The sequence below is a fragment of the Acetobacter farinalis genome, assembly GCF_011516935.1.
Classification (GTDB): Bacteria; Pseudomonadota; Alphaproteobacteria; order Acetobacterales; family Acetobacteraceae; genus Acetobacter; species Acetobacter farinalis.
The window spans coordinates 29,340-45,396 of sequence record NZ_WOTF01000002.1; the positions used below are offsets into that span (position 1 = coordinate 29,340).

The window sequence follows — 16,057 nt, forward strand, 5'->3', positions numbered from 1 at the left end:
CCATCACTTTTCAGGAGGCGTCCCGATGCTCAAACCCGATATCGTTATTCTGTATGTAGAAAATCTGAGCCGGAGTGCCGCGTTTTATGCGGACCTCCTCGGCGTGGAGCCTGTTCAGGCCTCCCCGGCTTTTGTGCTCTTCACCTTTCCCAATGGCGCATCGTTCGGGCTGTGGGTGCGCAACACTGTCGAACCTGCCGCCCCAGGAGCCGGGCAGGGGGCCAGAGCAGGGCAGGACGGAGAACTCGCGTTTGTTGTTGAGGAGGTGGACGCACTGCACACGGCATGGACCGACAAGGATATCACGATCCTCCAGCCGCCAACGCGGATGGGGTTCGGATATGGCTTTACGGCTCTCGACCCGGACGGCCATCGCCTGCGCGTCTTTCGGCCTGCGCCGAAATGAGCGGGTTCGCAATAAACGGGTTCTGGCTGGCCATTGCCTCCGCCGAGCATGTCCGCCGTGGGAGGATGGAGGGCATCATGCAGGTCTGCCACGGCAAGGCCGCCCCGCTTCGCCGCATCCGGCCGGGTGACGGCATTGTTTATTACTCCCCGACACTCCGGATGGGAGACAGGACCCCTTACAGGCGGCTGACCGCCATCGGCATCATCGCGGCGGGAGACCCGTACCCGTTTGATATGGGCAATGGCTTTCATCCATGGCGGCGGCACGTCACATGGATGGATGCGCATGACGCCTCCATCACTCCCCTGCTGCCCCATCTAAGCTTCAGCGCAGGCCGCCGGAACTGGGGGCAGAGCCTGCGTTACGGCCTTATCCGGATTCAGCAGCATGACTTCGCATGCATGAAACACGCCATGCACTCCGCACAGGAACAGCTCTTCTCTCTGGATGTGTGAACGGTTGAATGCTGGCGCCTTGGGGCGGATATGGCGCGTGGCAGGCAGGTGTTTCCAGAACAAACGCCAGTATAGAAGGGTGTCTCCATTTCAAACACCGGGCAAAGCCAAAGCTTGACAGGGTGCGACGGAGGCTGTTCCTCATCCTCCCTTTGAAGCATGCTCAACCGGAAGTGGATTTTTCGTCCTGCTACACTCTCTCGAATCCATTTTTTCACTGCATTACCTGGACACACTATTCTCCCATTACGGTTATGCCGTGATTGGTGTGGTGGTCATGCTTGAAAGCATGGGGCTTCCGCTGCCCGCAGAGAGCCTGATCATCACCGGGGCCCTGTTCTGCGCCACCACGCACAAGCTGCATATCAGCGGCGTGGTGATTGCGGCTGTGGTCGGGGCGGTCATGGGGGACAATTTCGGGTATCTGATCGGACGGGCGCTTGGCCTGAAGCTTTTGCAGAAATACGGACCGAGATTTGGCCTGACGCCAAACCGCCTGCTGCTGGGCCGCTATGTGTTTCTCAAACATGGCGGGTCCGTTGTGTTTTTCGGGCGCTTTATTGCCGTGCTGCGCATGTTTGTCGCCCTGCTGGCCGGAGCGAACCATATGCCCTGGCATACGTTCCTATGGCACAATGCTCTGGGTGGCGTATGCTGGGCCGGTGGATACGCCATCTGCACCTATCTTCTGGGAAATGAAGTGTTGCGGCTTTCCGGGCCGGTGGGAATTCTCTTCGGGGTTTCCGCCGCAACCATTATCGTCGCCTCATTCTTTTTCCTGAAACGCAACGAAAACCGTCTGACGGAGGAAGCCTTGGCAGCAGCAGCACAGGACGAACGCCTGCGGATTACGCCGTTATGATGGGTAAACCCGGCAAACAGGACTGGTCTGTCACCAGCCGTCAACCTGCCCTGAAGGGCCGGGTGGCTCTCGTCACCGGGGGAAACAGCGGTCTGGGGTTTGAAGTGGCCTGTGGTCTGGCCGCACGGGGTGCGCGCCTGCTGCTGCCCGTGCGCAGTGCCGGGCGGGGTGAAGCCGCTCTGGCCGCCCTGCGCGCCCGCTACCCGGATGCTGAAGCCGAACTGCTGATTCTGGATCTGGCCTCCCTGAACTCCGTAGCCGCCTGCGCCGCGGATGTCGCCAGCCGTGTTGGTGCGCTGGACCTGCTGGTCAACAATGCAGGTGTGATGGCCCTTTCCCGCAGGCAGGAAACGGCTGACGGATTTGAAATGCAGTTTGGCACCAACCATCTGGGCCATTTCGCACTCACCACCCGCCTGCGCCCGCTGCTGGAAGCCGCGTCCGGCGGCGGCACAGTCGTGACCGTTGCCAGTCTGGCCGCCTGCAAAGGGGCCATACAATTTGATGACCTCCAGTCCCGCCGCCGCTACAGCCCCTTTGGGGCATACCAGCAGAGCAAGCTCTCCAATCTGCTGTTTGCGCGCGAACTGGCCCGCCGGGCCGGAGAAAATGGCTGGAACCTGCATTCCCGCGCAGCGCACCCCGGCTGGTCTTCCACCTCCATCATCGCCAATGGCCCGGCGTCCTCCCTGCCCGGCCCTGTTGGCAAGGCGGAGCAGGTGGTGGGCACGGCTATCCTGCGTATCATGGGGCAATCCGCCGCGCGTGGCGCGGAGCCGCTGCTCTATGCGGCTCTCTCCCCGGCAGCGCGGGATGGGGATTATTACGGCCCGCAGGGGGCTGGTGAACGGCGCGGTCCGCCCGGCCCGGCCCATGTCCCGCCTGCCGCACAGAAAATCAGCACAGCCACCCGCCTGTGGGATGTATCCGAGCGTCTGACTGGCGTGGCCTGGTAGACTGACCCCGTAAGGGTGGCCCTGCAGGGCCGCCCGCTCAGCGCCTGCGGGCGCTTCGGCCCGGCGCTACACCCGGTGTCGCGCTGCGTGTGCGGCTCTGCTGGCGCAGAACATTTTCAATCCATTCATTCAGGCGGCGCGTGGTCTCTTCGGCCTCTTCGCGGTCCGGGTAGAATTCCGGAAAACGCAGGGCCAGCCAGCGCCACGCCACCAGCCGCTTATGGCGTTTTTCCGCCCGCTCCAGCTCTTCCCGGCTGGCGCGGTCGCTCGGCGGCAGCCGCCCCGTGCCCGGCGGGAGCACCCGGCGGCCCGCGGCATGGTCCGCCGCCCAGCCCACCAGACGACGGATGCCGTTATCCCGATCATCCACCGGGCACATGGCGTAGGACCAGCGCGTGGTGAGGTCCAGCCCGTCCACCCCTTCCAGCGCGGAGGCAATGGCAAAGGCCTGCTCCATATCCGCCAGACGGTAATTCGGATCATCCTTGCGCAGCACGGCGCGATGAATGCGGGAGAGAACGCCATACAGGCTTTCCGAGCCGATTTCCGCCGCCACGGCCTTCACGATATCCGCATCCGGCTGCACGAAGGGACGCAGGTCCTCCGGCGTTTCCGGGTCCGCCGCAAGCTGCCGGCTGATGAAGGACGGGCTGCCAGCACCGCTCAGCACAGACACCACACCCACTTCATGCTTGCCATACCGCCCGGCGCGACCGCCAATCTGCTTGACTTCCTGCACCGTAAGATCCCGCGTCTCCTTGCCGTCAAACTTCTTGAGCGAGGCAAAGACAACGCGCTTGATGGACAGGTTCAGCCCCATGCCAATGGCATCGGTTGCAATCAGGATATCCGCAGCCCCGGAATTGAAGCGCTGCGCCTCGGCCCGACGCACCTCCGGACTGAGAGCGCCATACACCACCGCCACACGCCGCCCGTGCTGCATGAGGGCCGCGCGCAGGTCCAGCACCTCCCGCCGGGAGAAGGCAATCAGCGCATCCCCTGCCTGAAGGTCCTGCAGCCGCACGGGCTGGGAGGCAGGTTTGAGCGGGCTTTTCCGCTCCAGCGAGATTTCATCCAGCGGGTCTCCGCACAGTTCGGCAATGCGCCGCACCATGGGAATACAGTCCGGCGCGCCCAGAACATACAGGTGGCGGGCCGGAGCCCCCATGATGGCCGCCGTCCATGCCGCGCCGCGATCCGTGTCAAAGAGCATCTGCGCTTCATCAATCACGGCGACATCGACTGGATTATAGAACGGGCACATTTCCACCGTGGCCGCCAGATGGCGGCTGCCCGGCACCACAATCCGCTCCTCCCCGGTTGCAAGCGAGGCCTCAACCCCGCGGGATGCCAGAGCCTCACGGAATTCATGCGCCAGCAGGCGGAGGGGGGCGAGCGCCAGCCCGCTTTCCGCCTGAGCCAGCGCGTTCAGCGCCGTGTAGGATTTCCCGCTGTTGGTCGGCCCCGTGACAAGGGTAATGCGCCGGTTGAGCGCCCGTGCGGTGCGGAAATGCGCGGCATACCGGTCCAGCGCCGCCACGCGGGCAATCACCGCATTGGCCACCTTGCGCCCCATGTCCGGCGCTTTTGCTCCGGCGTCCGGAATGGCCGGAACCCCACCGTTCCGCCATTCCCCCAGCTTGCCGCGCAGGGCAACCAGTTCTGCCGGGTCAAACTCCCAGCGCTCCCGCCCGCCCGATTCGAGCACCTTTCGGGCCACGGGCAGACGATTTTCAGCAATCCAGCGCAGCGCTTCCTTATGGGAGCACCGCAAGAGGCGTGGCACCTCCTGAAACGGCACCAGACTTTCTTCCCACGTGCGGAGGCGGGCTTCTTCCTGCTCGCGCTTTTCCCGTGCCGTGCGCTCGATGGTGCTGGCAACCTTCTGCCGCTGCGACTCCTCCCGGCGGGCGGTATCCAGAAACGGGTCCCCCTCCGGCAGGTCAAACGCCCGCGCGATGGCCATCAGCAGCAGGTCTGTCTGGGCGGGGGAAAGCACGCGCCCCGTATCCACCAGATCGGCCTGCACGGTCTCGAACACGGCGCGGGGCGTGGTGCCGCAGGCGCGCAGCCGCGCGCGGGAGACGGGAGCCAGAGCGCGTTCCAGCGCGGCATCATCCGCTTCGGGGTCTTCTATCGTGCCAACGGCTTCTTCAATTTCATCCCGGGAGACCCAGATGCGCCCGCTGCGCCGTGTGAGGTCCACAAGGCGGGAGACACGCTTCTTGCGCCGGACAGTGCACAAAATGAGACGAAAGACATCATCCGCAATATCCCGCCCGCCCGGCTCCAGAGAACGGGCGATGCGGCGCAGGACGTCCTGCTCTTCCCGTGGTTCAACCGCCAGACCGGTACGGGCCGAAACACGGGCAAAAGCTTCACGGGCGGGGGAGGAAAAAGTCTCGGATGTCATGGTGTATTCATGCTGCATCCGGACCGGCTGAACAATGCCTGGAGAGACAATAAAATACCACCCGTGCGCTGCCAGAAAGCAACGCGTGATGAATTTGCACTGGCGTCCTGCTTTCTTGCCCCTTAGAAACGCGCCACGACCAGAAGCACGCCTTCGTGCCGTTCAAGAGTCCGCACCGGGACAACAGGCCGGCTACGGGGCATATCCTCTCGATCTGCTGCAAGCGGAGTACAAGCTGCCCATGTCTGAGACCATGTCTGACGCGCCAACACCATCAGCCGGAACTTTTTCCGACATCCTGCCCAAACTCTCTGCCTCTGAAGTGCCTACAGGCCTTCTGCCGGTAGAAGGCCAGGACGGTGTCTGGCATCTTGCCTCCCCCACCAAGGAATACGGCCACCTGTACCCGGCAACGGTGCTGACCGTACACCACTGGACGGACCGCCTGTTCAGCTTCACCACCACGCGTGACCCCGGCCTGCGGTTTGAAAACGGGCAGTTCGCCATGATCGGCATTGAAGTGGACGGCAAGCCCCTGCTGCGTGCCTACTCCATTGCCTCCCCCAACTATGCGGATGAAATGGAGTTCCTCTCCATTGCCGTGCCGGAAGGCCCGCTGACCTCCCGCCTGCGCCACGTGAAAGTGGGGGATACGGTTCTCATCGGCCGCAAGCCCACCGGCACGCTGCTGCTGGACAACCTGCGTCCGGGCCGGAACCTGTATTTCCTCTCCACCGGCACCGGTCTGGCCCCGTTCATGAGCCTGATCAAGGACCCGGACTGCTATGAGCGGTTCGAGCATGTCATCCTCAGCCACACCGTGCGTATTTCCGGTGAGCTGGCCTATGCCAACCACATCCGCCATGAACTGCCCGAACACGAATTTCTGGGTGAGGATGTGTCCGGCAAGCTGCTCTACTACCCGGCTGTCACGCGTGAGGACTTTGCAGTGACGGAGCGCATCACCAAGTTGATCGAAAGCGGCAAGATCTTCACGGACCTGAACATTCCGGAACTGGACCCCGAGCATGACCGCGTGATGATCTGCGGATCACCCGAAATGCTGGCGGATACGGAAGCCCTGCTTCAGGCCCGTGGGTTTGATGAAGGCAACATGTCCAAACCCGGCGCGTATGTTGTGGAAAAAGCCTTCGCTGAACGCTGAAACCCTTCAGAGACTGGCGGCCTTCGGGCCGCCAGCGCCTGACTACTGAAACGGAGCCTGCGCCATGACGCATGAGTTTGATCTTCTTGTCATCGGAGCCGGTTCCGGCGGGGTGCGCTGCGCCCGTATTGCCGCAGGGCACGGGGCCCGTGTGGCTGTGGTGGAAAGCCGCCACTGGGGCGGCACCTGCGTCAATCTGGGCTGCGTGCCCAAAAAGCTCATGGTTCAGGCCAGCGAGTATGGCGATATGGTGGAAGACAGCCACGCCTTCGGCTGGTCCTCCACCCGTGGCACGCATGACTGGTCCACCCTGATTGCCGCCAAGGACAAGGAAATTACCCGCCTCAACGGCATTTATGTCTCCATGCTGGAGAAAGCAGGCATCACCCTGCTGACAGGCCATGCCCGGTTTGTTGATGCCCATACCGTGCGGATTGAAGCCTCACCCCTCGCCCCGGATGAAGCGCCCCGCACCGTAACCGCGAAAACCATTGTGATCGCCACCGGCTCAACATCTGTGCGCCCGGATATTCCGGGAGCTGAGTTCGCCATTACGTCTGATGAGGCCTTCCACCTGCCCGCCCGCCCCCAGCGCGTGGTGATTGTGGGCAGCGGCTATATCGGGCTTGAATTTGCCGGAATTTTCGCCGGGCTGGGGTCTCAGGTGGATCTGGTCTACCGGCAGCCGCTCCCCCTGCGCGGCTTTGATGAGGATATGCGCGCCGCCATGGCGGAGGCCATTACCGTGCGCGGCATTACGCAGCATCCGCACACCTCCCCCACCCGTGTGAGCAAAGAGGGCGAGACCTATACGGTCACGCTGGATAACGGGCGCACGCTTGAGGCCGATTGCGTGTTTTTCGCCACCGGCAGAAAACCCAAGATCGAACGGCTCGGGCTTGAGCACACCGGCGTTACGGTTGGCAAACACGGGCAGATCACGGTGGATTCCGGCAGCCAGACCACGGAACCCGGCATCTATGCCATCGGGGATGTGACAGACCGGCTCAACCTGACCCCGGTTGCCATTGCCGAGGGCCATACTCTGGCCGACCGCCTGTTCGGCACCGCCCCGGCGCGGGAATGGGCGTTCGACACCACGCCCAAGGCCGTCTTCTTCTCCCCCCCGCTGGCTTCCGTGGGCCTGACGGAGGAGGAAGCCACCCATCATGGCGCGGTGGATATCTACCTCACGCGCTTTACCCCCATGCGCCACACGCTGAGTGGCCGCAAGGACCGCAAGACCGTCATGAAGCTGGTTGTGCAGCAGGACAGCCAGAAAGTGGTGGGCGCGCATATTCTGGGGGATGATGCCCCGGAAATGCTTCAGGGGGTGGCCGTGGCCGTTACCGCCGGTCTGACCAAGCAGGATTTTGACCGCACCATCGGCATTCACCCCACCTCCGCCGAGGAACTGGTGACACTGCGCACCCGCACGCGGGAAACGCCTGCCGCCGCCCCTGAAGCCCCCTGACCCTTCCGGGCGGCCCGCGCCGCCCGTTCTCTTCCGCCCGTTTTTTCCCCGCCGTTCCCTCTTTCAGCCGCCAGAACAGGAAAAACCGCCATGCCCTCCACCCCTCCCTCATCCAGCACCACGCCGGGCAGCGTTGCCGCTCACGCCCGCGGGTCTTACGATCTGGTTCTGAAAGGCGGCACCGTGGTGCTGCCTGATGCCACCGTGCAAACGGATGTCTATGTGCGGGATGGGCTGATTGCCGCCATTGGCGGGCAGGCCGATGCCGCCCGCACGCTGGACTGCACGGGCCTGACCATCCTGCCCGGCGTGATTGATACGCAGGTCCATTTCCGTGAACCGGGTGCCGAGGAAAATGAAGACCTCGAAACCGGCAGCCGCGCCGCCGTTCTGGGCGGCGTGACCGGCGTGTTTGAAATGCCCAACACCCGCCCGCCCACAGCCACGCCGGACGCCGTGGCCCACAAGCTTGCCCGCGCGAAACACCGCATGTGGTGCGACCACGCCTTTTATGTGGGCGCCACCGTGGACAATGCAGACCAGTGCGGTGAGCTTGAAAAGCTGCCCGGCACCGCAGGCATCAAGGTTTTCATGGGGTCTTCCACCGGCAGCCTGCTGATTTCGGAGGATGACATGCTGGAGCGCGTCCTGCGTTCAGGCATGCGCCGCGTGGCCATTCATGCGGAAGATGAAACCCGCCTGAAGGAGCGTCTGGACTACCGCGTGGAAGGAGACCCCGCCTCCCACCCTGTCTGGCGTGATGATGAAACCGCCCTGCGCGCCACCACCCGTGCCCTGCATCTGGCCCGCAAGACCGGGCGGCGCGTGCACATCCTGCATGTGACAACACCTGCGGAACTGGCCCTGATTTCCGCGCATCGCGATATCGCTTCCTGCGAAGTCACCCCCCAGCACCTGACACTGGCCGGGGAAGAGGCTTATGCCCGTCTGGGCACACTGGCGCAGATGAACCCGCCCATCCGCTCCGGCGCGCATCGTGATGGCCTGTGGCACTGGGTCAGCCAGGGTATGCCGGATATCATCGGTTCAGACCACGCCCCCCACTCCCTTGCCGCCAAGGGAAAACCCTATCCGGCTTCCCCCTCCGGCATGCCGGGCGTGCAGACCATGCTGCCGCTGATGCTGGACCATGTGGCCCACAACCGCCTGAGCCTGCGCCGCCTGGTGGACATGACCTCCGCCGGGCCGCAGCGCCTGTTCGGGCTGGTGCGCAAGGGCCGCATTGCCGTGGGGTATGATGCCGATTTCTCCATTGTGGATCTCAAATCCCGCTGGACCATCGAGCAAAGCTGGCTGGCCTCCCGCTGTGGCTGGTCTCCCTTTACGGGGCAGACGCTTACGGGCCGCCCCGTTGGCACCGTGATCCGTGGCCATCAGGTGATGTGGGAAGGCACTCTGGCCGAGCAGGCGCTGGGTGAGCCCCTGCGTTTTGACGCAACAGACAGACCGCAGGCCCCCCGCTGACACATGACGACTCCGCCTTCCAACACCCTGAAAATCGGTCTTGATTTCGGCACCACCAACAGTGTGGTGGTGCTGGCCCACCCGGACGGACGCACGGAAACCGCCCGGTTTACCTTCCCCCCGCATGAGGCGTCCGACACCTGCCGGACGCTGCTGTGCTTCTGGCATGATGAAGACGGCAGCCGCCTGAAGCTGCATGAAGCCATCGGGGCGGCGGCGGTGGATGCCTATCTGGAAGATCCGGCGGAAAGCCGCATGATCATGTCCATGAAATCCTACCTCGCGCAGAGCTCCTTCCGCGAGACACAGATTTTCAACCGCCGCATGACGCTGGAAAGCCTGATTGCCCACTTTCTCACCCACCTGATGAACGCCGTGGGGATTGACCCCGCCGCGACACAGGTCACGGTCGGGCGGCCTGTGCATTTTGCCGGAGACCGCGCGGATGATGCGCTGGGCGAGCAGCGCCTGCGGGACAGTTTTGCCGCCGCGGGCTTTGGCCCCATCGGCATTGCGTGGGAGCCGGAAGCCGCAGGCTGGCGGTTTGCCCAACGGCTGGAAAAGCCCACCACCATTCTGGTGGGGGATTTTGGCGGTGGCACCAGTGATTTCTCGGTGCTGCGGTTTGACCCGGCCACCGGGCGCGCCGCGCCACTGGGGCATGCCGGTGTGGGCCTTGCGGGGGATCAGTTCGATTACCGCATCATCAACACCGTGATCGCCCCTCTGCTGGGGCGGGACAGCACATACCGCATCATGGGCGGGCAGCCGCTGCCCGTGCCCATTGAATGGTACGCAAGCCTTGGCCACTGGCACCGTCTGGCCCTGATGCGCACACCCCAGACCCTGCGGGACATTGAAGACGTAACCCGCACCGCCGCAGAGCCGGAAAAACTCCGCGCCCTGCTGGATCTGGTGAAGGACCAGCAGGGGCAAGCCCTCTACCGTGCCGTAGGCGCGGCCAAAAGCGCCCTTTCTTCCGCTGAAAGCACGGTGCTGACATTCCAGCACAAGGGGCTGAAGGTGGAACGCACCATCACCCGGCAGGAGTTTGAGGCATGGATCGCGCCGGACCTCGCCCGGTTTGATGGAGCCGTCACGATAGCGCTTGAGAATGCGGGGCTTGCCGCATCCGAGGTTGACCGGGTGTTCCTGACCGGCGGCACATCCTTCGTGCCTGCCGTGCGAAACCTGTTCATCACCCGCTTTGGGCAAGACCGGGTTGATGCCGGGGGCGAGTTTGTCTCCGTTGCGGAAGGGCTCGCCCTGATGTCCGGCCGGGGGGACTAACCCCCGGCCTGAACGCCGGGAGCTTGCCCTCGGGGCTTGTTTTTGAGCGCCTTACGGAAACGCAGAGCGCTTGAAAACATGCTGGTCCACCAGCGCGCGCAGGGGGGCAAAGGCTTCATCGGAAAAGCTTTCCGTGCGGACTTTGGAGCCATCAGGCGCTTCCACAAACACCGTATCGTTCCAGTCCGCGGCACTGATGCCGGTCCAGAGCGTGATGGCCAGCACATCCTTGCCGCTGGCATCCTTCAGCATCATCCGCGAATCCCCGGAAGAAGGAGGCGTGCGGCCCAGCGGCCCCCAGCCGCTTTTATGCTGCGCCAGCCATGTGTTGATGGAGTTTACATCCTCGGCACTCAACGCCCGCTTGTGGCGCATGGGGCCGACCTCGATTTCGCCACTGGCAACCTGAGGGAACACCACCGGTTTGAAATTGGGCAGCGCAACCATCCAGATCATGGATGCCGTACCAATCGTCAGCACCAGAAACCCGATGATAAATGCGGTTTCCTTCCTCATTCCCCTTCTCCCCCTCAGCCGCGCACGGCCGTAATCACACGGGCAACCTCTGCATCCGTCAGTTCCGGATGAATGGGGAGGGCCAGAATCCGCTGGGCCAGATCTTCCGAAACCGGCAGGGCCGCCCCGTCATGATGCTCCCGGTAGGCCGGCTGTTTATGCAGCGGCATGGGATAATAAATGGCGGAGGGCACCCCCCTGTCTTTCAGGCGCGCCTGAAGGGGCTCGCGCTCTGCCGGGTCTTTCAGCAGAATGGCATACACAGCCCAGGCACTTGCACTGTCCGGCACGCGCGCAGGCACCTGCACAGCCCCCGCAAGACCAGCATCATACGCCTGCGCAATGGCATCACGCCGGGCCAGTTCTTCCCTGAACCCTTCCAGCTTGGCCAGAAGCACCGCCGCCTGAAGTGTGTCCAGCCGCCCGTTCATGCCGGTGCGGAGCACTTCATACCGCGTGCCGCCTTCACCATGCGTGCGGAGCGAGCGGTACAGCGCCGCGCGTTCCGGGTCATCCGTCAAAATCGCGCCGCCATCCCCATAGCCACCCAGCGGTTTGGACGGGAAGAAGGAGAGCGTGGTGGCCGTGGCTTCCCGCCCGAGCGGCCTGCCGCCGAGAGACGCGCCGAAAGACTGGGCACAGTCAGCCAGCAGGAACAGCCCTTCCTCCTCCGCAATTGCGCGCAGGTCTGCCCACGGCGCGGGCTGGCCGAACAGGTCCACCCCCACAATGGCGCGCGGCGTGAGCCTGCCTGCCTCCCGCACGGCGCGGATGCGCGCCCGCAGGTGGTCCGGATCAATCTGGAACGTGTTCGGGTCCACATCCACAAAAACCGGGGTCGCGCCCAGAACCAGCGGCACTTCCGCCGTTGCGGTGTAGGTAAAGGCGGGCAGGAAGACAGCATCCCCCCGGCCAATACCCTCCGCCATCATCACGATCTGCAGCGCATCCGTGCCGGACGAAACCCCCACGCACTCTTTCGCGCCGCACCACTCCGCCAGACGCTGCTCCAGTTCCGCCACTTCCGGCCCCATTACGAATCGGCAATGGTCCAGCACGGCATTCACCCGGGCGCGAAGCCCCGGACCCAGACGCTTCTGCTGCGCAGGAAGATCAAGAAACGCAATCGGTTTATCTGCTGTCTTATCGGTCATGATGCTACCTGTTTCCTGCTGCCGTTCGGCCCCTCTTCCGGGCCTCCGGTGTGTATCGTCCCGGACTGCTCGGGTTCTCTCGCGCCCAGTGGCACAACAGACCGCACTTCTCCAGTGGGGTTATGATCGAATTCCGGCACCAGCAATGACAGAATATGCAGGGCTGCCTTCACCTCCCCTTTGCGGGCACAGGCGGCTATCTGGTCCACCGCCTCGGTGACAGCCGCCATATCCACCACGCGGGGGGTTGCCATCAGCAGGCCCGGCGCATCCGTCGGCACCGGGGCCTCACGCCCGTGAAACAGTTCTTCATACAGTTTTTCACCGGGGCGCAGGCCGGTAAACCGGATTGCCACATCCTCATCCGGGCGCAGGCCCGCAAGACGGATCATCTGTCGGGCGAGATCCACAATTTTAACCGGCTCGCCCATATCCAGCACAAAAATTCCGCCATCCCGCAGCAGGGCGTCCGTGCCGGAACCATCCACACCACAGGTGCCACGCACGCTGGCCTGCAGCACCAGCCCCACAGCCTCCGGCACAGTCATGAAATACCGGCGCATGTCCGGATGTGTCACCGTGAGCGGGCCACCCCGCTCAAGCTGCCGCCGGAACAGCGGCACAACGGAGCCGGTCGAACCCAGCACATTGCCAAAGCGCACGGTAATGCAGCGCATGGCCTCCGGGTTACCCGATGTCCGCGCCTTGATGTCCAGCGCCTGGCAATACATCTCCGCAGCCCGTTTGGCCGCTCCCATCAGGCTGGAGGGATTAACAGCCTTGTCTGTCGAGATCACCACCATGGCGCGCGCGCCGTTCCGTGCGGCGGCATCCGCCACCACGCGGGTGCCGTGCACGTTGGTCAGCAAGCCTTCCGCCGGGTTGGCTTCCACAATCGGCACATGTTTGAGAGCGGCTGCGTGAAACACCAGATCGGGCCGGAAACGGGACATCACCTCTTCAATGCGGGACTCATCCCGCACATCCGCCACCACGATGTCATAGGGCACATGAGGGGCGCACTCGTTCAGCTCGGTTTGAATCTGCCACAGCTCAAATTCACCATGGTCCAGCAGGATCAGCCGGTCCGGCTCCAGCGTGGCAATCTGCCGCACCAGTTCCGAGCCAATGCTGCCGCCGGCCCCCGTCACCAGCACAGTCTTGTGGCCAACCAGCCGCTCCATTCCAGCCTGATCAAGCGGCACCTGCGGGCGGTTGAGCAGATCTTCAATCGGCACGGGGCGCAGTTCTACCCGCTCCGCCGGGGTCAAGGCCGTAAGGGCCGGTGTGCGCAGCACGGGAATTTCATGCTCGGCGGCGGCGTCCAGCACTTTTGTCAGCGCGGCCCCACGGAAGGAGGGGTCTGTCACCACCAGCGACTCGGGGAGCGTTCCGGCTTTCGCCAGCCGGTCCAGCACCGGCACGATATCGTCCACATGGCCGAGAATAGGCACATTATGCAGCCGCCTGCCCGCCTGATGCGTGCCAAGAGCCACCAGCCCCACCACACGGATCCCGGCGGCGGGGTTACGCTCAAGCGCGCGCAGATACAGATCCGCCACCGTATCCACCCCCACCATCACCACGCGCCGCTGGTCTGCCTTCCGGGCCGCCAGCTGGTATGCCAGCCGATAGCCAATCCGCAGGCCGCCCAGCATGATGAGCAGCACCAGCGCGTAGATAATGGGAAAGGTCGTGCTGGGCAGGCGGAAGCCAGCCAGCACCAGCCCCACGGAAAACAGCACGGAACTGGCCACCGAGGCTCCGGCAATTCCCAGAAGATCGGACACGCCGGAAAAGCGCCAGTACTGCTGCGGCATTCTGAAAGGCAGGCCGCTGATAACCAGCGTGATCGCGCCGCTGGCAAGAAACCACAAAGGATGCAGAAGCCCGTCCTGTGGCGCGGCAAGCCATCGGGCAATTGGCGCGGCCAAAGCCGCCAGCATCCCATCCAGAAGAACGTTGACCATAATTCTGTTAAGGGGGCGCAGCCGGGGGCTGCGGTGTAGAGGCTCAGAGCGTTGCGGTACCATTGTTTTGTATCTTACACCTATCGCCTGACACCTGCCATCCTAGAAGCCGCACAACCTGACGAGACCATGCCCATCGTCCCTTATCCTTTTTTTCTGGCAGTTTTCTGCCTGATCTGCGCCGCCTGTCTCGCCGCGTTCCTTGTGCGGATGATGATCCGTGTGGCCGTTCTGGACCATCCGGGTCACAGGAGCGCCCATGAGCGCCCCACTCCCAAAGGCGGTGGCGTGGGGGTGATGATTGCTTTTTTTGTCGTATTTCCTGTCCTGCACCTGATCACCGGTCAGCCTTTCCTGAATACCGCAGTGATCACGACAGCGCTCGCCACAGGCCTGCTGGCCGGTATTTCATGGCTGGATGACCTCTACCAGTGGCCTCCCTCCATCAAATTTGCAGCGCAGTGTCTGGCGGCTGGTCTGGTGGTGGCTGGCGGAACCAGCCTGCCCCTACCGGCCATATGGGGCGGGACTGTGGCAGGAGCCCTGCTCTCCGCCCTCTGGCTGGTCTTCATGACCAATGCCGTCAACTTCATGGATGGGCTGAACGGCCTGATTTCCGGTTCTCTGGCCACATGCTGCCTCGTGATGGCGGCAGTCGGCTCCGCCTTTGGCGTGCCGGATCTGGTCTGGCCCGCACTGCTGCTCTGCGCCTGCCTGTGCGGTTTTCTGCCCTTCAATTACCCGAAGGCCCGTATTTTTCTGGGGGATGTGGGCAGTCAGGGCTGCGGGCTTCTTGCGGGAGCCGCAGCCCTGCATATTGCACGCACCAGCCCCCTGCCATCCGGGTGGCTTCTCGGCCCCTGCCTGCTCTTTCCGCTGATTTATGATGTGCTGTTCACACTGGCACGGCGCAAACTGGCCGGGCACTCTCTGGTGCAGGCGCATCGGGGGCATCTTTATCAGGTGCTGCACCGGAGCGGCGTAAACCCGGCGCTTGTCACGCTGGCAGAATGGGGATGTGTGCTCTGGGGCGGGCTGGTTGCCTCTCTTGCGGCCCCCATGCCCCCTGTTCCCGGCTTTGCCTGCGCGCTGGGGCTGCTTCTGGCCCCACAGCTTCTCTGGACAGGCTTCGCAGTCATGCGGACACGCCGGCACCCGGTCGGCCCGTGGTAGGCAGCGCGTCAGCCTGCTGCCAGACCCGTTTGAGGCACTCAGGATAAATTTGACTGAGTGCGCGTGAGGGAAGCTGCCCCCATCGCATCCGCCGGGCAGGCGGCAGGCAAAGGGCGCTCCTTACGCTTCCGCGCTTTTCCCCGTTTTCATACCCACGGCAGACCGCCGGGGTTTTTTCGGGAGGCAGGCAGAAAAGGCACCCTGTTGTAAAAGCTTGCCGCAACCGGCCTGTCTGTCATGCCCTGTAGAAAGGAATGGCAGACAGGACCGCATTCGCGGTCTTCAGGCAGCGGCAATGCGGCGCAGGGTGGCGCGGCGAACCGGCTTTTCTTCCTGACGCATCTTTTTGGCCTCTTCTTCAGCCGCACCGCCCATGATGGAACGGATTTCCTTCAGGTACGCGGCCCCTTTGGGCGTGCGCTGCACTAGAACGGAGCGGCGGTCCAGCGGGTCTACCTTGCGGCGGGCCAGATCCAGCTCACCCAGACGGTCCAGCGCGCGGGTAATGGCGGGCTTGGAGACATTCAGGCTGGATGCCAGACCACGCACGGTATGGCCGGATTCATCAAGGTAGCAGGTCAAAAAGACCGCAAGCTGCCTTGCAGACAGATCGGGCCCCTCGCCCCGCACCAGCGAGACAACTGTATCGCGAAGAGTTTTAACCAGCTCTTCGGTTTTGGCGGCAGTATGTGCCATCAGACTTTTTCCTTTCCAAAGACCGCCTGCCAGCCTCGC

14 protein-coding genes are annotated in these 16,057 nt (G+C 63.6%); 9 read left to right on the forward strand and 5 right to left on the reverse strand.

Annotated elements, in window-relative coordinates:
- Positions 1 to 25 precede the first annotated feature (25 nt).
- From GOB82_RS03620 to GOB82_RS03635, 4 genes are all read left to right on the forward strand, one after another.
- Entirely contained in the window at positions 26 to 406 is a 381-nt protein-coding gene (locus GOB82_RS03620) for a VOC family protein (RefSeq protein WP_166119821.1), read from the forward strand.
- Positions 403 to 864: an EVE domain-containing protein gene (locus GOB82_RS03625; RefSeq protein ID WP_166119823.1), complete on the forward strand. Its 462-nt coding sequence runs from the start codon at positions 403 to 405 to the stop codon at positions 862 to 864. The genes GOB82_RS03620 and GOB82_RS03625 overlap by 4 nt, the downstream gene beginning before the upstream one ends.
- A 259-nt stretch (positions 865 to 1,123) precedes the next feature.
- A complete protein-coding gene (locus tag GOB82_RS03630) occupies positions 1,124 to 1,726 on the forward strand; it encodes a VTT domain-containing protein (RefSeq protein WP_166119826.1) in 603 nt (200 codons plus the stop codon).
- Complete coding sequence (locus GOB82_RS03635; protein WP_166120388.1) at positions 1,726 to 2,682, forward strand: SDR family oxidoreductase; 957 nt, start codon at positions 1,726 to 1,728, stop codon at positions 2,680 to 2,682. The genes GOB82_RS03630 and GOB82_RS03635 overlap by 1 nt, the downstream gene beginning before the upstream one ends.
- 37 nt (positions 2,683 to 2,719) lie before the next feature.
- Here GOB82_RS03635 and GOB82_RS03640 read toward each other — a convergent pair whose 3' ends face one another.
- The gene (locus tag GOB82_RS03640; protein WP_166119829.1) at positions 2,720 to 5,095 is read right to left on the reverse strand and encodes a helicase-related protein; all 2,376 of its coding nucleotides are present in this window, start codon (positions 5,093 to 5,095) and stop codon (positions 2,720 to 2,722) included.
- A gap of 253 nt (positions 5,096 to 5,348) precedes the next feature.
- Between GOB82_RS03640 and GOB82_RS03645 the strand changes: the two genes are divergently transcribed.
- From GOB82_RS03645 to GOB82_RS03660, 4 genes are all read left to right on the forward strand, one after another.
- On the forward strand, positions 5,349 to 6,260 hold the full coding sequence (locus tag GOB82_RS03645; protein WP_166120391.1) for a ferredoxin--NADP reductase: 912 nt from the start codon (positions 5,349 to 5,351) through the stop codon (positions 6,258 to 6,260).
- Positions 6,261 to 6,324: 64 nt separating this feature from the next.
- Complete coding sequence (gene gorA, locus GOB82_RS03650; protein ID WP_166119831.1) at positions 6,325 to 7,734, forward strand: glutathione-disulfide reductase; 1,410 nt, start codon at positions 6,325 to 6,327, stop codon at positions 7,732 to 7,734.
- A gap of 90 nt (positions 7,735 to 7,824) precedes the next feature.
- Entirely contained in the window at positions 7,825 to 9,219 is a 1,395-nt protein-coding gene (locus GOB82_RS03655; RefSeq protein WP_166119834.1) for a dihydroorotase, read from the forward strand.
- A gap of 3 nt (positions 9,220 to 9,222) precedes the next feature.
- The gene (locus tag GOB82_RS03660) at positions 9,223 to 10,509 is read left to right on the forward strand and encodes an Hsp70 family protein (protein WP_166119837.1); all 1,287 of its coding nucleotides are present in this window, start codon (positions 9,223 to 9,225) and stop codon (positions 10,507 to 10,509) included.
- 51 nt (positions 10,510 to 10,560) lie between these two features.
- Here the strand turns inward: GOB82_RS03660 and GOB82_RS03665 are convergent, their stop codons facing one another.
- The 3 genes from GOB82_RS03665 to GOB82_RS03675 are packed head-to-tail and all read right to left on the reverse strand — an operon-like array spanning position 10,561 to position 14,212.
- Positions 10,561 to 11,025, reverse strand: a complete 465-nt coding sequence (locus GOB82_RS03665) for a hypothetical protein (RefSeq protein WP_166119839.1) — start codon at positions 11,023 to 11,025, stop codon at positions 10,561 to 10,563.
- A gap of 14 nt (positions 11,026 to 11,039) precedes the next feature.
- Positions 11,040 to 12,179 carry a DegT/DnrJ/EryC1/StrS family aminotransferase gene (locus GOB82_RS03670; protein ID WP_166119841.1) on the reverse strand — a complete coding sequence of 380 codons (1,140 nt, stop codon included), beginning with the start codon at positions 12,177 to 12,179 and terminating at the stop codon, positions 11,040 to 11,042.
- Positions 12,176 to 14,212: a polysaccharide biosynthesis protein gene (locus GOB82_RS03675; protein WP_166119844.1), complete on the reverse strand. Its 2,037-nt coding sequence runs from the start codon at positions 14,210 to 14,212 to the stop codon at positions 12,176 to 12,178. Before GOB82_RS03675 ends, GOB82_RS03670 begins: the two co-directional genes overlap by 4 nt.
- A 66-nt stretch (positions 14,213 to 14,278) precedes the next feature.
- Here GOB82_RS03675 and GOB82_RS03680 point away from each other — a divergent pair, with 66 nt between their 5' ends.
- Positions 14,279 to 15,322, forward strand: coding sequence for an MraY family glycosyltransferase (locus tag GOB82_RS03680; protein WP_166119846.1), 1,044 nt, complete (start codon positions 14,279 to 14,281; stop codon positions 15,320 to 15,322).
- Between the two features lie 282 nt (positions 15,323 to 15,604).
- Here GOB82_RS03680 and GOB82_RS03685 read toward each other — a convergent pair whose 3' ends face one another.
- Entirely contained in the window at positions 15,605 to 16,018 is a 414-nt protein-coding gene (locus GOB82_RS03685; RefSeq protein ID WP_166119848.1) for a MarR family transcriptional regulator, read from the reverse strand.
- Positions 16,019 to 16,057: the final 39 nt, after the last annotated feature.

Bases quoted from the DNA above. Each gene is read 5' to 3' on its own strand.
- GOB82_RS03655 (WP_166119834.1), top strand. From the start codon at position 7,825: ATGCCCTCCACCCCTCCCTCATCCAGCACCACGCCGGGCAGCGTTGCC.
- GOB82_RS03685 (WP_166119848.1), bottom strand. From the start codon at position 16,018: ATGGCACATACTGCCGCCAAAACCGAAGAGCTGGTTAAAACTCTTCGC.
- GOB82_RS03680 (WP_166119846.1), top strand. From the start codon at position 14,279: ATGCCCATCGTCCCTTATCCTTTTTTTCTGGCAGTTTTCTGCCTGATC.
- GOB82_RS03675 (WP_166119844.1), bottom strand. From the start codon at position 14,212: ATGGTACCGCAACGCTCTGAGCCTCTACACCGCAGCCCCCGGCTGCGC.
- GOB82_RS03665 (WP_166119839.1), bottom strand. From the start codon at position 11,025: ATGAGGAAGGAAACCGCATTTATCATCGGGTTTCTGGTGCTGACGATT.
- GOB82_RS03645 (WP_166120391.1), top strand. From the start codon at position 5,349: ATGTCTGACGCGCCAACACCATCAGCCGGAACTTTTTCCGACATCCTG.
- GOB82_RS03625 (WP_166119823.1), top strand. From the start codon at position 403: ATGAGCGGGTTCGCAATAAACGGGTTCTGGCTGGCCATTGCCTCCGCC.
- GOB82_RS03620 (WP_166119821.1), top strand. From the start codon at position 26: ATGCTCAAACCCGATATCGTTATTCTGTATGTAGAAAATCTGAGCCGG.
- GOB82_RS03670 (WP_166119841.1), bottom strand. From the start codon at position 12,179: ATGACCGATAAGACAGCAGATAAACCGATTGCGTTTCTTGATCTTCCT.
- GOB82_RS03635 (WP_166120388.1), top strand. From the start codon at position 1,726: ATGGGTAAACCCGGCAAACAGGACTGGTCTGTCACCAGCCGTCAACCT.
- gorA (WP_166119831.1), top strand. From the start codon at position 6,325: ATGACGCATGAGTTTGATCTTCTTGTCATCGGAGCCGGTTCCGGCGGG.
- GOB82_RS03660 (WP_166119837.1), top strand. From the start codon at position 9,223: ATGACGACTCCGCCTTCCAACACCCTGAAAATCGGTCTTGATTTCGGC.
- GOB82_RS03640 (WP_166119829.1), bottom strand. From the start codon at position 5,095: ATGACATCCGAGACTTTTTCCTCCCCCGCCCGTGAAGCTTTTGCCCGT.